The sequence below is a fragment of the Mesorhizobium bavaricum genome (assembly GCF_056781655.1).
Genome location: NZ_CM165566.1, coordinates 2,729,328 through 2,743,545 on the forward strand (window position 1 = coordinate 2,729,328; position 14,218 = coordinate 2,743,545).

Here is a 14,218-nt window from a genome sequence, read left to right on the forward strand (position 1 = left end):
ATCCTGCTTGATATGCCTGGGGTCGAGGGCTTATGCGATGACATCCATCAACTTCGGGAAGGCGGAACATCATATGCGGACCCTTCCTGACGCTTTCATTCCGGAACTGCCGGGCCATTACAGCGGCAAGGTCCGCGAAAATTACGACTTGCCGGACGGCAGGCGCATCATCATCGCCACCGACCGCATCAGCGCCTTTGACATCATCCTGGCCTCGATCCCGTTCAAGGGCGAGATCCTAACCCAGACGGCCCGGTACTGGTTCGAGGAAACCGCCGATATCTGCCCGAACCATGTTCTCGAATACCCCGACCCGAACGTCGTCGTCGGCACAAGGCTCGACATCCTGCCGGTCGAGATCGTCGTGCGTGGCTATCTGGCGGGAACCACCAGCACCTCGATCCTGACAAGGTACCGGCGCGGTGATCGGGACATGTATGGATTGAGCCTGCCGGACGCCCTGCGCGACAATGAAAAATTGGCCGAGCCGATCATCACGCCGACGAGCAAGGCTTCGCATGGTGGCCATGACGAGCCCCTGTCCAAGGCCGAGATCCTTGAACAGGGCCTTCTCACGCCGGCGCAGTGGGATACCGTGTCAGGCTACGCCTTGCAGTTGTTCGCCCGCGGCCAGCAGCGCGCCGCCGAACGCGGTCTCATCCTCGCCGACACGAAATATGAATTCGGCACGGACAAGGATGGGACCATAATCCTTGCCGACGAGATCCATACGCCGGACAGCAGCCGGTACTGGATCGCAAAGAGTTACGAACAGGCACTCGCAAGTGGCAGCCGGCCGGAGAGCTTCGACAAGGATTTCATCCGGTCGTGGGTCTCGGCAAGGTGCGATCCTTACAGCGATCCGATTCCCGACATACCCGAGGAGATCGTCGAACAGGCCTCCAGGGTCTATGCGCAGGCCTATGAGGCGATCACCGGCAGAGAATTCTCTCCTGACCTGTCCGGGGCCAACGTCCTGGATCGCATTCGTTCGAACCTCGAGCGTTACTTCTAGCGGCCAGGTGAGCTTCGCTGGGCAATGCGGGCGGCGGTAGGACGCGACATTGTCCATCGGCGCGTTGACCTGTCGGCGCCTTGACGCTACGGGATCGAGGGCAATTGACCTCGAAGGATTTCCCCATGGTGCAGTACGCTGAAGGACGGCCGCTCGGCGATTTGACGCTGCGCACGCTGGCCATGCCTTCGGACGCCAATGCGGCCGGCGACATCTTCGGCGGCTGGGTGATGGCGCAGATGGATCTGGCCTGCGGCATCCGTGCGGCAGAGCGCGCCAAGGGCCGCGTGGTGACGGCGGCGGTCAAGGAAATGTCGTTCGCCAAGCCGATGAAAATCGGTGACACGCTTTGCATCTACACACATGTCGAGCGCGTCGGCCGCACCTCGATGACGCTCAAGGTCGAGGCCTGGGCGCAGCGCTACCTCTCCGACCTGATGGAGAAGGTCACCCATGCCGATTTCGTCATGGTGGCATTGGATGGCGAGGGCAAGCCAAAGGCGGTTCCGGCGGAAAGCTGACCATGCCGGGGTGATCGCGCGGCAGATGCGAAACGAGCCGCCGCACGGTCTTTTGATGAACGAAGACAATCAGTCAACGATTGCTGAACGCCGCTGGGAGGTACCGCCGTGGCCTTGACCTTGTCCGCTGACGGCGTTCGTCTGAAAGCCAGACCCGAAACCGGATCAACAGCCCCCGACGGAATGGAAATTCCGCCGGCGCAGCCGTCGGCGAAAAACCTTGCAACGCAAGGGTTTCAGGTGTGCATCTCGTCGAATTTCTCACGCGCTGCCCGCACACGCGTGGTGTTGATGCGCGCCCATTCGCCGAGTGCGCTGACCGGGATCAGCAACTCATGGCCGAGTTCGGTCAGCTCGTAATCGACGCGCGGCGGTATGGTCGGGAATACGGTGCGGGTGACGAAGCCGTCGCGCTCCAATCCGCGCAAGGTGGTGGTCAGCATCTTCTGCGAAATGCCGCCGACAGCCGCACGCAACTCATTGAATCGCAACGGTCCCTGGCCGAGCTTGCCGACCACCAGAACAGTCCATTTGTCGCCGACGCGCTGCAGGATTTCCGAAACGGCGCGGCAATCTTCGGTGTTGAGCGGGTTCCTCAGTAACAAAAAGGTGCCTCCTTGCGCATCGAGTTGACAGTATCTCATATAGCGCCGGTATCCAAACGATACCAGCTTTACTTGCAAGGAGAGCCCCCCATGTCAAAACCCAAGATCGCCATCATTGTCGGTTCGACGCGCGCCGCGCGCTTCGCCGACGTGCCAACCCAGTGGATCGCCAAGATCGCCAAATCGCATGCCGACATCGACGTCGATGTCGTCGACCTGCGCGACTTCCCGCTGCCGTTCTTCGACGAGGTCGCATCCTCCGCTTGGGCGCCGTCGCAGAACGAAGTGGCCAAGCGCTGGCAGAAGAAGGTCGCCGAATATGACGGCTTCATCTTCACCGCCGCCGAATACAATCATGGTCCGACGGCCGTGCTGAAGAACGCCATCGACTACGCCGCCAACGAATGGAACAAGAAGCCGGCCGGCTTCGTCGGCTATGGCAGTGTCGGCGGCGCCCGCGCCGTCGAGCAGCTCCGCCTGCATGCGGTCGAATTGCAGATGGCGCCGGTCAAGTCGGCTGTCCATATCGCCTGGGGCGATTTCCTCGCCGTCCGACAGGGCGAGAAGAAGCTGGAGGATCTCGAGCACCTGAACCAGGCCGCCACGGCACTGGTCAACGACGTCGCCTGGTGGGCCAAGGTGCTCAAGGCCGCGCGTCAGGCCGACGCCGTCGCCGAGGAAGTCAAGGCGGCCTGAGCGCGGGTTCGAATTATCCTCCCAAGGATCCGGGGCGGCGCTTGCGCCGCCCTTTTTCAATTGTGGGAGGCGTGCGTCTCCCGCGCCGGCCTTGGGCGGATGATGCAATCGGCGAGGCGATCCATCTCGTTGAGTTCGTCGGCGTGGTGCTGGCCCCATTGGCAGAGCGCCAGCAGGATCGGCTCGAGGCTGAGGCCGAGGCCTGTTGCCGAATACTCGACGCGCGAAGGCACTTCGGCAAAGATTTCGCGACGGACGACGCCGTGCTCTTCCATCTCCCGAAGCTGCTGGATCAGCACTTTCTGGGTGATGCCGGGCATCAGTGCCTTCAGTGCCGACAGCCGCCGCGGGCCATCGAAGAGGTGGTAGAGGATGACCGCCTTCCAGCGCCCGGCGATCACTTTCAGCGCGCGTTCCGCCGGCAGCATCGGCAATCTCTTGACGGGCATTTTCTTGCTCGGATTGGCCATGGTCACCTCCCGGTCAGCAGGGGACAAATGAGTGTGTAGTCGAGGCTCCGCAGATAGTGGCAAACCGTGGCCGATGCCAGCGCAATAGGAGTTTGCCATGAAAGCCATTCAACTCAGCCGCTTCGGCGGCCCGGACGTGCTCGAGGTGATCGACCTGCCATCGCCGGCGCCGCTGGCCGGCGAGGTGCTGGTTCGCGTCCACGCCGCTGGGATCAACTTCTTCGAAGTGCTGATGCGCAGGGATGGCTACGCGGTGACGCCTCAGCTGCCGATGATTTTGGGTGTCGAGGCGGCAGGCGTCGTCGAGGCCGTTGGGCAAGGGGTGGATGTCGCGCTGTTGGGAAGCCGCGTCGCCGCGCCGCTGTTCGTGTCACAGCGTCCTCACAGTGGCTATGCGCAGCAGGTGACGATCGACGCCGATCTGGTCGTGCCTCTGCCGGACACCCTGTCGTTCGAGGATGCGACGGCGGTGATGGTGCAAGGCCTTACAGCCCTTCACCTGGTTCGGCAAAGTCCGCCCGGCGGCAAGTCGGTGTTGGTGCTGGCCGCGTCGGGTGGCGTCGGTTCGTTGCTTATCCAACTGGCCCGGCTAAAGGGCGCACGCCAGGTGGTCGCGGCCGCCGGCGGCAATCCAAAACTCGATCTCGCTTTGTCGCTCGGCGCCGATGCCGCCGTCGACTATATCAAGCCGGATTGGTCCGCCCGTGTCCGCGACATCACGGGCGGGCAGGGCGCCGACATCATCTACGACACGGTCGGCGGCAAGCTGACGGCTGCGTCGCTGCAGGCGCTGTCACCTGGCGGTGAGCTGGTGTTCGCGGCGCTCGGCTGCTATGCACTCGGGGCTTCAGACCTGGAAGCGATGATCGGCCGCAACCAGTCGCTGAGAGGTTTCGCGCTGCTGCCGCTGCTCTCCCCCGACGTGCTGAAAGCCAGCCTGTCCGAGCTGTTCCAGCTGGCGGCGAGCGGCCGGCTGCACGTTGCGATCGGCGGCCGCTTCCCGCTCGACCAAGCGGGAGAAGCGCACCGGCTGCTGGACGAGCGCCGCTCGACGGGCAAGGTCGTGCTGATGGCTTGAGTGTTGTGATGATACCTTAGGATCCTGCTCGACTTGTGCTCACAAGCGGATCGCCGGTGGCGAGGGCAACCATCTATCCGCCCCGCCACCTGGAAGAACAGTGATCAACGCCCGAGTCAGCCTGCGTTGCTTGGTTGCAGTTCGTCGCCAAGCGCACGCTCATTGGGATCGATCAGACCCAAGTTCTTCACAACCCGGAATCGACCTGCCTGCGCCTGCGCGATGTACATGTTCATGCGAACATGGTGCTGGCCGGGAACCATTTCGGCCGGGCCGCCCGGTCCCTCGATTATGCGGGCGTGATCGAGCGCCCGGATGACCGCGTCGCGCTCCACCGTGCCGGCCTCCTCCACCGCCGCTTCCCACATCCTGATCGCCCGGTAGTGGCCTGTGCACCCGCTGCCGGCGGTCAACATAGCACTGCCGGAGAACCGGTCGCCGTAGCGGCGCAAGAGCGCGCGACCGAACGGATCGTCGAGTTCCTGGTAATAGTCGAGGCAGCTGTAGAGGCCCTCGATCTGCTCGAACGGCACCAGATTGAAGAAGTTCTCATCGAAGTAGGTGCAGACGATCTTGCCGCCGCGCTTGCCGAAACCGGCCTTGTGCAGTTCTTCGAGGAACGGCGTCAGACCCGGCGGAACGATCGTGTTGAAAACCACGTCGGTGCCGCTCGCCATGATCTGCTGCACCGTCCGCCGGAAATCGACGGTGTCCAGCGGAAAATACTCCTCGCCGACGATCTCGCCGCCATTGGCGCGCACCACCCGGCTCGCGGCCTTGTTCAGCAAATGGGGCCAGATGTAGTCGGCCGACGGCAAATAAAACCTCTTCGCGCCGGTGCTGTTCATGAGCCATGGTATCAGCGGTTCAACCTGCTGCGCGGGCACAGGCCCCGTGCAGAAGATCAGGGGATCGTTTTCCTGTCCCTCGTACTGCTCGGTGTAGATGTAGAGCGTCCTGCCCCGCGTAACCGCCTCGCTCTTGATGGCCTGGCGGGTCGAGCTGTAGATGCCGCCGACGACCACATCGACCTTGTCGACGTCGATCAGTTTTGCGGTCCTTGCCTTGGCGACGCCGTCGATGGTTTCGCCATCCTCGATGACAAGCTCCAGCGGCCGGCCGAGCAAGCCGCCCTTGGCGTTGATATCGTCGACGAGCATGGTGGTGAGGTTCGCATTTGCGATGCCCATGAATGACAACGGGCCGGTGAGTTCGGCGATAAGGCCGATCTTGATGGGTTTCGGATCCATTTCATTTCTCCAAATATGGGGGTTCGTCGGGCGCGCCGCCGCCGGGTGGCAGGCGGCACGCAGTGCGGGACCTCAGGCCTCGTAGTGGCCGAGCAGCAGTGCCGCCTGCGGCTTTCCGACATGGCCGGCTTCCTGCAGGATCGCGGGCACTTCCGGATCCGACACGAAATTCTTCCAGCCCTCGGCGTCCCAGTCGAAGATCGCCCAGACGCGGTCGGGCTCGCTGGGGTCGCGGAAGACGGTTGCGCCGTTCGAGCCGTGCAGCCGGCGCTTGTCGGCGCCCTTGGTTGAAAAGATACGGATGAAGTGGTCGACATCAGCCACCTTGGTCGTTGCGAGAAGCATCTGATTTCCTCCTGTCGGTCGCGGCCACCATTGGTCCGTCGACAGGATCACGATGCGCGTCTCGGATCAGGCGCACATGGGGTGGATTCCCTATGCCTGCGTTTCGCCCGGTCGGATAAGGCCATGCTCGACCGCGTAGAGAGCGGCCGCGGCGCGGGTGGTCACGCCGATCTTGGAATAGACGCTCTGGATATGGTGGTCCGCGGTCTTGGGCGAGATATCGAGTTTGCGTGCCGCTTCCTTCGCCGTCAGTCCGGCGGCGATCAGGCGCAGCACCTCGATTTCGCGCGGCGTCATGCCGGCCAGCGCCCGCGGCAAAGCCCGGCGCGACTGCTGGCCCGCGAAAGACAACACGGCCTCCGCGGCGTCGGGGCAGATACAACCGTCACGTACCGCGGCGCGCAGCTGTGTCGCCGCCGCCTCGCTGGACAGCGCCTTGCGGTGCGGACGTTCCTCGCGCCACGTCTGGAAGGCTTCGGCAGCGGCCAGGATCCTTGCCGCCGGGGACAGATCGGAGGCGCCGACCTTGCGGTGATAGCCCGAGCCATCCAGGCGTTCGTGATGGCGAAGCACGAGGGCGGCCACCGCATCGCCCTCGCGGCCGAACGAGGCCAGCGCCCGTTCGCCGTAATAGGCGTGCAGTTGTGCCGCGTCGCGCTCGCGGACAGACAGCGGGCCGTTGCGCATCCAGGTCGCCACCGGTACCACCAGTTCGCCGATATCATGGATGCAGCCCGACCAGCGCAGCGCGCGAACGTCAGGGTCGGGCAGCCCGATCCGTTTCCCCGCACCCGTGGCCAGTTCCGACACCATCCGCGAATGGCCCTGGGTAAACGGCATGCGCATGTCGATCATGTCGGCTATGGCCAGGAACGCCTCATCGCAAGCCCCCTCATCCAGCGTCACCGGCGGATCGGGCTCAAGCGCCAAAATGGTCTCGCGGTCGACCGTCGCGCCGATGCCCTCCATCAGGCCCGCCGCGTTAGCCGAGACGAGCCGGGCCAGACCCGCTTCGTATGGGCCATCGCCGCGACTGGCGATGGTTTCGGCCATCTCGTCGATGCCGAGGGCATCGCTGAGCGCAATCGCATCCTGCGCCAATGTGATCAGGCGCACGGCGGGCAGGACATCCTCGCCACTCAGCCCACGCGGCAGGCCTTTGCCGTCCCAGCGTTCGTAGATCTGTCCAAGATTGCGCCGGATCTCGTCGGACAGGCCGAGCCGCTCGCCGATCCGCTGCGCGACCTCGCAATGCGCTGTGAGCACCGGGCGGGCCACCGCGAGCGCCTGCGACATCGCGGCCTCGACCGCCCTGGCCTGGGCGTCAGGATCGAGATCGTAGTATAACCGCTTGAAGGCCTGCACGAAAACCCTGCCCAGTTCGGCACGATTGCCCATGTCGAGACCGACGAGATCCTGGCGGAGCGCGATTTCGTCGCCGAAGGTGGCCGACAGAAGGTCCGTGTCGGCATTGCAGCCGACATAGCGCAGCATCGACTGGTGGTAGGCATTGCGCCGAACCTCATCGGAAACGCCCGCAAGCTCGGCGATCCGCATTGCAAGCACGCAGGATTTCAGCGCGAAGTCGCGAGAATGGCCGGTGGCAAGGTCCGAAGCGTAGGCGAGGACCATCATGAAGTCCGCCCGGCGGATCGAGACGTTTGTCATCGCCCACCTCCCAGTGGGCCCATGCTAGCTCCGGGTACCGCAAATACCTAGGGGAAAAATCCCAAGCCGGGGTGGGCCGAAAAGCCAACCCTCGAATGGTCTACATTGCGCTGATCGTCACCGCACCACCTCGCGGTGCGCGCCGGGCAGGCGGGTGGCGATGAGCTTGTCGATGCGGCGGCCGTCGAGGTCGACCACTTCGAAGCGCCAGCCCTGCGCGTCGACGCATTCGCCGGTCGCCGGGAGATGGTGCATGTGCGACAGCACGTAGCCGGCGACGGTCTCGTAGTCGCGGTTTTCCGGCAGGTCGAAGCCGAGAACCTCGGCCATCTCGTCGGCCTGCATGTAGCCGGCGAGCAGCCACGAGCCGTCCTCGCGCTTGACGGCATTCTCCTCGTCGCCGGCGTCGGTATCCGCCCGGAAGACGCCGGTGATGGCTTCGAGAATGTCGGCCGGGGTGACGATGCCTTCGAAATGGCCGTATTCGTCATGCACCAGCGCCATCGGCACGTCGGATTCCTTGAGCTTCTGCAGCACATCCAGCGCGTCGGCCTGGTCATAGACGATGGGAGCGGCACGCACATGCCTGCGCGGGTCGAGCACGCGACCGGCAAGCAGTGCGGCGAGCACGTCGCGCGTCTGGACGACGCCGACCATGACATCGACGCCGCCGTCGCCCGCCGGCAGGCGGGAATGCTGGGTTTCCATCAAAAGCTTGCGAATGGTGCTCTCGTCTGACTGCAAATTGATCCAGTCAACCTCGGTGCGCGGCGTCATCACGGCGCGCACGGCGCGGTCGCCAAGCCGCATGACGCCGGCGATCATGCGCCGTTCGTCGGACTCGATGGTGCCGTGGTGCTCGGCCTCGGCGACCAGCATCTTGATCTCCTCGTCGGTGACCTTCTCCTCGCTTTCGCCGCGCTGGCCGAGCAGCCACAATATGGCGCGGCCGGAAATGTCGAGCAGGAAGACCAGGGGGGCCGAGACGGTGGCGAGGATGGTCATTGCCGGCGCCGCCCGCGCGGCAACGCGCTCGGGATCGCGCAAGGCGATCTGCTTGGGCACCAGCTCGCCGATGATCAGCGAGAAATAGGTGATGATGGCGACGACGATGCCGACGCCGAGCGGATCGGCGACGGTTTCGCGCATGCCGTTCGAGGCCAGGAAGGTGGCCAGCCGGTCGCCCAGCGTGGCGCCCGAAAACGCGCCGGAGAGCACGCCGACCAAAGTGATGCCGATCTGCACCGAAGACAGGAACTTGCCGGGATTGGAGCCAAGCTCAAGAGCACGGCCGGCGCCATTGACGCCGCGGTCGATCATCGCCTTGAGCCTGGCCGGGCGCGACGAGACGATGGCGAGTTCGGACATCGACAAAAGGCCGTTCACACAGATGAGGACGACCACGATAGCGATTTCGACGTATAGCATGAGCGGTCCATAGCATTGCGGCGCGGTTTTCGAAAATAGTCCGCCATGATTTTTAGAAAATGACAGTTGCAGCTCTCAACCGACATCGCCTCGCGGCATCGGAAAGCTCACGAGCAATTTCAGTTCGATCCCGGACCATCTGGTCCCAGAACACATGATCTCATGGCAGTTGCTTCAACACGCCGACAACGGCCTCGCCGTCGGTGACATAGGGATCGCCGCCGCCATTGCGCCCGGTCTTGGTGGCGCCGACGCCTGCAATGTCGCTGGTCGATATCAGCATGCCGGCGGTGGCCAGGTCGCGCATGAGGAAATCGCGTTCGGCATCGATGTCGGGGCCGATGTGATGGGTGATGGCGCCGGTGTCGTGGCTCAGGCCAACGCCGCGATCGAAGCTGGCCGAGCCCAGCCATAGCGGCCGGCCGTCATCGCCGGTCGCGCTGGTCTGCCAGAAGCGGACATGATGGCGCCGGTCGGCGCTGGCTCCGACCGGCTTTTCGAAAGCGAGATCCTGCGCGCGGCCGTCGAACAACAGCCGGCTGACCGGCGCATCGGGATAGGGATGGTCAAACAGCACGCTCTCACCGATCTCGATCGCCGTCTTCAGTGTAATGGCGTCGGCGGTGTCCCAGCCGGCGACAGCGAAGGCGTGGACCACCTCCTTCTGCGTGCCGACCAGACCGACATTGATCGGGTCGCCCGGAATGCCCTGCGGGGTGTGCGTCACCATCTCGAAGCGCTGGGTGCGAAAGCCGCGATCCCGGAATGTCCAGAATTCCGGCGCGGCAAAATAGGCGAGCGCCAGATAGGCGGCCAGGAAGGCCGCCACCCAGATTGCAACGCGTCGCCGAAAACTTCGCTGGCTCATCACCGCCGCCCGAACGTTCCGGCATCACTTTACGCGGTGTCTTGACCCGCCGGCAAAGGGTACCGGCACGCTGGTCGATGTTCTAGAGCGATTCACCGTTTCACGGAAACGGCGAACCACGCTATCTCTTTGTTTTGACGCAATTCCGGACGGAAAACCGTTTCACACTTTTCCTGGAATTGCTCTAGCGGCAGGCGCGATAACCGTTCCTGCGGTTCTTGATGTCGAAATGGAAATGGTTGCGGTGGTCGTAATTGTAGCCGGGGCCGAGCACGGTGGTGAAATACTGGCAGCCGTCGGCGCGCACGTTGTTGAGGAAGCCACGGGTGCGGAAGGCGAACAGGCCGGGCTTGCGCACATCGATGTCGTCGCCATTGTTGAGCTCGATGCTCATGACGTCGAGCGCGTTGCCCTTGCCATGCTCCGACAGCACGCCTTCGCCGGCAATGGTGCGGCAGGAATAGCTGGAGCCCTGGTGGATCGTCTTGACGCCGGAGAAATAGCGCCAGCGGGCGGAGGGAACGAGTTCGTTCTTCGTCCAGCCGGCGAAGGTGGCGGCCATGTCGCAGGTCAGTGTCGCGGCGGGCTTCATCTGGATGTTGCCGATGGCCGAGACCTTGACCGGATAATCGATGCCGCACTGGCCTTCGTGGATCGGCGCCAGATCGGTGTAGGCGACATCGAGGCGCTTCAGCTGCTGGCGGCAGTCGGTTTCGCTGGCCGGCATCTGTTCGACCGGCGACATCGGCTCATCCATGCGCGGATAGGCGGCGCTCGTCATGTAGGGATTGGAGGGGACAAGCTTCTGCATGCCCGTGTACTGCGGCACGGCAGCCGTTTGCGAGCCGACATCGACAGCCGGTTCAAGTGACAGCACGCTGCCGGTGTTGCAGGCCGAAACGGCCGCCAGGGCAAGGCCGGCAACCAGCATCGCTGCAGGCTTCGATTGGCGCGCGGCGGCGAAAAACACAGCACGAAATTTGCCGGCCATCGGCGGAATCCTGTTTCCAGATATCCGGCATTTTAACGATCAAGGGTAAAGGAAAACTCAGCGCCTGCGTTCACGCCTGCGGCTGAATTGCGGCACTGGCCAACGCTCACTGGCAGAATGTGCCGCCATGCCGGCGCGGTTCGAGATCGAGATGGAAATGCAAGGCATGGTCGGGGTCGGCGCCTGGCCCGAGCACGGTCTTGAACGGCCCGCAGGCGGCCTTGCGCACGGCGTTGAGGAATTTCGCGTCCTTTTCCGGCGGCGTCGGGCCAACGTCGATCCTCTTGCCGTCCGACAACGTGAAGCTGGCGATGTCGAGTGCGTTGCCGAAGGCGTGTTCCGACAGTTTTCTTGTGCCGTTGCGCGGCCGGCAGACAAAGGCCGATGCCTGGTTGATCGATTTCAGATCGGCGCCGAAATCGGCTTTCGCGGCTGGCTGGATGACATTTGCGGCAAAACGCGCGGCAACCTCGGCCATCGGGCAATTGAGCTCGGTGCCGGGAGCGATGGCGATCGACTTGCCAAGTGACTTCAGCACGATCGGGTAAGGGATCGAGCAGCCGATTTCGGGATTGCTTTCCGCCTTGTGCTCCTCGAACTCGACGCCGAGCGTCTTCAGCCGCTCGCGGCAAGCGACTTCCTCTTCCGGCATTTTCGCGTCGGGAAGATCGGCCGAGCGCGGGTCGGGGAGCATTTTCTTGTCGCCTGCATCGGCCGGCTTTTGTGGCGGTTGCGGGGCGATGGCCGGCGGCTGAACCTCAGGTTCTGCGGTGTCGGGCTTTTGTGGCGGCGTCGGTGCTACAGGCGGCGGCTCCGGCTCGCTTTCCGCGTCGGCAGACGGTTCGGGGCGCGCCTGCTTTTTTTGATGGGATTTTCCTTCATTAAACCGGCCCGCTGCGCCGCTCCCTGGAGCTTCCGTCTTCTGGCTGCCCTCGGTCTTCGAAGCGTCGGCCTTCGGCGCGTCCGGCGGGCGTGGCTCAGGCACGGGAACAACGGCAAGCGATGGCAGCGGCTCCAGCGTTTTCTGCTGTGTCTGGCTCGGCTTGACCTGCAGCTCGCTCCGCCGTTTCGGCGGTCGCTCGGCCCGCCGTTTCAGCGGCTGGTCGACCCGCGGTGTCAGCGGCTGCTCCACATGCGGCGCACGCAGCTTGTGGTGCCGGTGGCGATGCCTGGCGTCGGCTGGCGCAACCAGCATAGCCGTGACGGCCACGACCAATGCTACCCTGCAGGTTTGGGAAAAGATAAACGACGCCATCGCCGTCAACGGCGCCAACGCAAGGAGGTTGCCTGCGCCCCATCACGAACGGTAACCACGGCGTTACGCGCCGATCGCTTCCAGCCCTTCCTCCAGCCAGTCGGCAAGCAGCGGCATGCCAAGCAGATACTTCGCCGTGCGTTTGTTGGCGCGTTCGCGCGCCGCGGCAAGCGCGTCCACCCATTCGGCGGCGTCGTAGTCGCCGCGACCGACCCAGGCCAGCGCGACCAGTTCGGCTGCCTCATCGACATTGAGATCGTTGATCAGCTCACGCAGCTCTTCCTCGGTGAGGTTTTCGGAACTCTCCTCGGCGAGGCCGTCATGATGGTGGTTGGCATGCGCTTCGCCATCGAGTTCGACCTCATGCTCGGCGCCATCGGCATAATCCTCGTTGACGGCGGCACTCAGTGCCTTGGCCTTGAGGATAAACAGGCGCACGGTGTCGGGGCCGATCGAAAGCTCCCAGTCCTTTTCAAGCCGCCGCTGCACGGGCCGTCTCCGTCAGGTCGTTTGCTTGGATGATAGCGGATTTACAGCATCCGTCACCTGATGTTCTGCCGTATGCTTTTTTCCGGGATGAAACCCAGGCCATCCGGCGTTAGTGTTGCATTCTCACCCCTCAAGGAGGCTTCGATGCATAAAAGAATGCTGATCCAGGCGGCGACTGCCCTTGTCGCGCTGCAGTTCCTTGCCGTTCCGGCGTTCACCGCCGGCAGCAGTGGTGGCAGCGATCAGACTGTCACCCAGTGCAAGAAGGGCGAAGTCTGGGACAAGAAGAAGAAAAAGTGCGTCGCACCCCAGGAAGGCATGCTGGACGACGACAGCATCTATGATGCAGGCCATGCGCTGGCGCTGGCCGGGCGCTATGACGAGGCGATCGCCGTGCTCAGCCTCGCCGCCAACAAGCAGGATCCGCGCATCCTCAACTATCTCGGTTACTCGCACCGCCATTCCGGCCGCGTCACCGTCGGCCTCGGCTATTATGAGGAAGCGCTGCGCATCGATCCCAACTATACACTGGTGCGCGAGTATCTCGGCGAGGCGCATCTGCAGATCGGCGATCTGGCCGGCGCCCAGCAGCAGTTGATGGAGATCGAGAAGCGGACCGGCAAGGGGTCGCGCGAATACGGCATGCTGTCGGAGCAGATCGATCATTTCATGCGGAGCTGATTCGGCCCCCTATGCTTCTCAATCCGGCCGCGAGCGATCGCGGCCGGATTTTTGTTGCCGGCCATCCGCAATTGGCATTTGACCCCGACCGCATTTGCAAAAGCAGCAACGGCATTTGTGAAAGCGGTAGATGATTTTTGCAAAACCGATTTTTTGGCGTGAAAAACCCGCGAAGATTGCTATATTCAAGGAAATTGCGGTGAAACGGTTCCGTTAGCCCGAGGCTGTCGGACCGTTTTCTTTTTGTACCCATCGACAAGGCTTTCCCCGAAACGCGGGGGTGGCGGCAGGAAAGGTCAGGCATCATGAACAAGGTCCCGATGACAGGCGAGGGGTTCGCGTCATTGAAGGAAGAGCTGCGCTGGCGTCAGCAGGAAGAGCGGCCGCGCATCATCGAGGCCATCTCCGAGGCGCGCTCGCATGGCGACCTTTCCGAAAATGCCGAATACCATGCCGCCAAAGAGGCACAGAGCCTCAATGAGGGCCGGGTCAACGAGCTCGAAGATTATATCGCGCGCGCCGAAGTGATCGATGTCAGCAAGCTCACCGGCGACAAGATCAAGTTCGGCGCCACCGTGGTGCTGGTTGACGAGGACACCGAGGAAAAGAAGACCTACCGGATCGTCGGCGACCAGGAAGCCGACGTGAAGTCCGGCCGCATCTCGATCTCCTCCCCGATCGCGCGCGCGCTCATCGGCAAGGAAGTCGGCGACGCCATCGAGGTCAACGCGCCCGGCGGTGCAAGGGGTTATGAGATCGTCCAGGTGCAGTTCATCTAGGACCTTTGATAATTCTACTCTGGAGGCCGACTAGCGCGGTTTCTTCGCTTCCGGTGCTCACGTACTTAAAAGTACGCTC

The 14,218-nt window shown here is 63.3% G+C and carries 16 protein-coding genes; 6 read left to right on the forward strand and 10 right to left on the reverse strand.

Annotation, left to right across the window (positions count from 1 at the left end; genetic code table 11):
* Nucleotides 1-73: 73 nt before the first annotated feature.
* The gene (locus tag AC1RZR_RS13225) at nt 74-1,015 is read left to right on the forward strand and encodes a phosphoribosylaminoimidazolesuccinocarboxamide synthase (RefSeq protein ID WP_477270341.1); all 942 of its coding nucleotides are present in this window, start codon (nt 74-76) and stop codon (nt 1,013-1,015) included.
* Nucleotides 1,016-1,140: 125 nt separating this feature from the next.
* A complete protein-coding gene (locus tag AC1RZR_RS13230; RefSeq protein WP_379100772.1) occupies nt 1,141-1,536 on the forward strand; it encodes an acyl-CoA thioesterase in 396 nt (131 codons plus the stop codon).
* 236 nt (nt 1,537-1,772) lie between these two features.
* On the opposite strand, the gene AC1RZR_RS13235 is transcribed toward AC1RZR_RS13230, so the two are convergent.
* On the reverse strand, nt 1,773-2,141 hold the full coding sequence (locus AC1RZR_RS13235; RefSeq protein ID WP_477270343.1) for a winged helix-turn-helix transcriptional regulator: 369 nt from the start codon (nt 2,139-2,141) through the stop codon (nt 1,773-1,775).
* Between the two features lie 90 nt (nt 2,142-2,231).
* On the opposite strand from AC1RZR_RS13235, the gene AC1RZR_RS13240 reads away from it, so the two are divergent.
* Nucleotides 2,232-2,837, forward strand: coding sequence for an NADPH-dependent FMN reductase (locus tag AC1RZR_RS13240; protein WP_477270345.1), 606 nt, complete (start codon nt 2,232-2,234; stop codon nt 2,835-2,837).
* A gap of 56 nt (nt 2,838-2,893) precedes the next feature.
* Here the strand turns inward: AC1RZR_RS13240 and AC1RZR_RS13245 are convergent, their stop codons facing one another.
* On the reverse strand, nt 2,894-3,307 hold the full coding sequence (locus AC1RZR_RS13245) for a winged helix-turn-helix transcriptional regulator (protein ID WP_481828598.1): 414 nt from the start codon (nt 3,305-3,307) through the stop codon (nt 2,894-2,896).
* Nucleotides 3,308-3,404: 97 nt separating this feature from the next.
* Between AC1RZR_RS13245 and AC1RZR_RS13250 the strand changes: the two genes are divergently transcribed.
* Nucleotides 3,405-4,385, forward strand: a complete 981-nt coding sequence (locus AC1RZR_RS13250; RefSeq protein WP_477270349.1) for a quinone oxidoreductase family protein — start codon at nt 3,405-3,407, stop codon at nt 4,383-4,385.
* A 116-nt stretch (nt 4,386-4,501) separates the two neighbouring features.
* Here the strand turns inward: AC1RZR_RS13250 and AC1RZR_RS13255 are convergent, their stop codons facing one another.
* From AC1RZR_RS13255 to AC1RZR_RS13290, 8 genes are all read right to left on the reverse strand, one after another.
* On the reverse strand, nt 4,502-5,635 hold the full coding sequence (locus AC1RZR_RS13255; RefSeq protein ID WP_477270351.1) for a substrate-binding protein: 1,134 nt from the start codon (nt 5,633-5,635) through the stop codon (nt 4,502-4,504).
* A 72-nt stretch (nt 5,636-5,707) separates the two neighbouring features.
* Complete coding sequence (locus tag AC1RZR_RS13260; protein ID WP_027024197.1) at nt 5,708-5,980, reverse strand: hypothetical protein; 273 nt, start codon at nt 5,978-5,980, stop codon at nt 5,708-5,710.
* Nucleotides 5,981-6,070: 90 nt separating this feature from the next.
* Complete coding sequence (locus tag AC1RZR_RS13265; RefSeq protein WP_481828599.1) at nt 6,071-7,648, reverse strand: HD domain-containing phosphohydrolase; 1,578 nt, start codon at nt 7,646-7,648, stop codon at nt 6,071-6,073.
* Between the two features lie 117 nt (nt 7,649-7,765).
* Nucleotides 7,766-9,076: a hemolysin family protein gene (locus AC1RZR_RS13270; RefSeq protein ID WP_477270358.1), complete on the reverse strand. Its 1,311-nt coding sequence runs from the start codon at nt 9,074-9,076 to the stop codon at nt 7,766-7,768.
* A 160-nt stretch (nt 9,077-9,236) separates the two neighbouring features.
* Nucleotides 9,237-9,944 carry an LssY C-terminal domain-containing protein gene (locus tag AC1RZR_RS13275; protein ID WP_477270360.1) on the reverse strand — a complete coding sequence of 236 codons (708 nt, stop codon included), beginning with the start codon at nt 9,942-9,944 and terminating at the stop codon, nt 9,237-9,239.
* Between the two features lie 184 nt (nt 9,945-10,128).
* Nucleotides 10,129-10,935, reverse strand: a complete 807-nt coding sequence (locus AC1RZR_RS13280) for an extensin-like domain-containing protein (RefSeq protein WP_477270362.1) — start codon at nt 10,933-10,935, stop codon at nt 10,129-10,131.
* Between the two features lie 106 nt (nt 10,936-11,041).
* A complete protein-coding gene (locus AC1RZR_RS13285; protein WP_477270949.1) occupies nt 11,042-12,067 on the reverse strand; it encodes an extensin-like domain-containing protein in 1,026 nt (341 codons plus the stop codon).
* A gap of 186 nt (nt 12,068-12,253) precedes the next feature.
* Nucleotides 12,254-12,679, reverse strand: a complete 426-nt coding sequence (locus tag AC1RZR_RS13290; protein WP_111542941.1) for a DUF3775 domain-containing protein — start codon at nt 12,677-12,679, stop codon at nt 12,254-12,256.
* Between the two features lie 144 nt (nt 12,680-12,823).
* Here AC1RZR_RS13290 and AC1RZR_RS13295 point away from each other — a divergent pair, with 144 nt between their 5' ends.
* A complete protein-coding gene (locus AC1RZR_RS13295) occupies nt 12,824-13,360 on the forward strand; it encodes a tetratricopeptide repeat protein (protein WP_477270364.1) in 537 nt (178 codons plus the stop codon).
* Between the two features lie 305 nt (nt 13,361-13,665).
* Complete coding sequence (gene greA / locus AC1RZR_RS13300; RefSeq protein WP_379100728.1) at nt 13,666-14,139, forward strand: transcription elongation factor GreA; 474 nt, start codon at nt 13,666-13,668, stop codon at nt 14,137-14,139.
* Nucleotides 14,140-14,218: the final 79 nt, after the last annotated feature.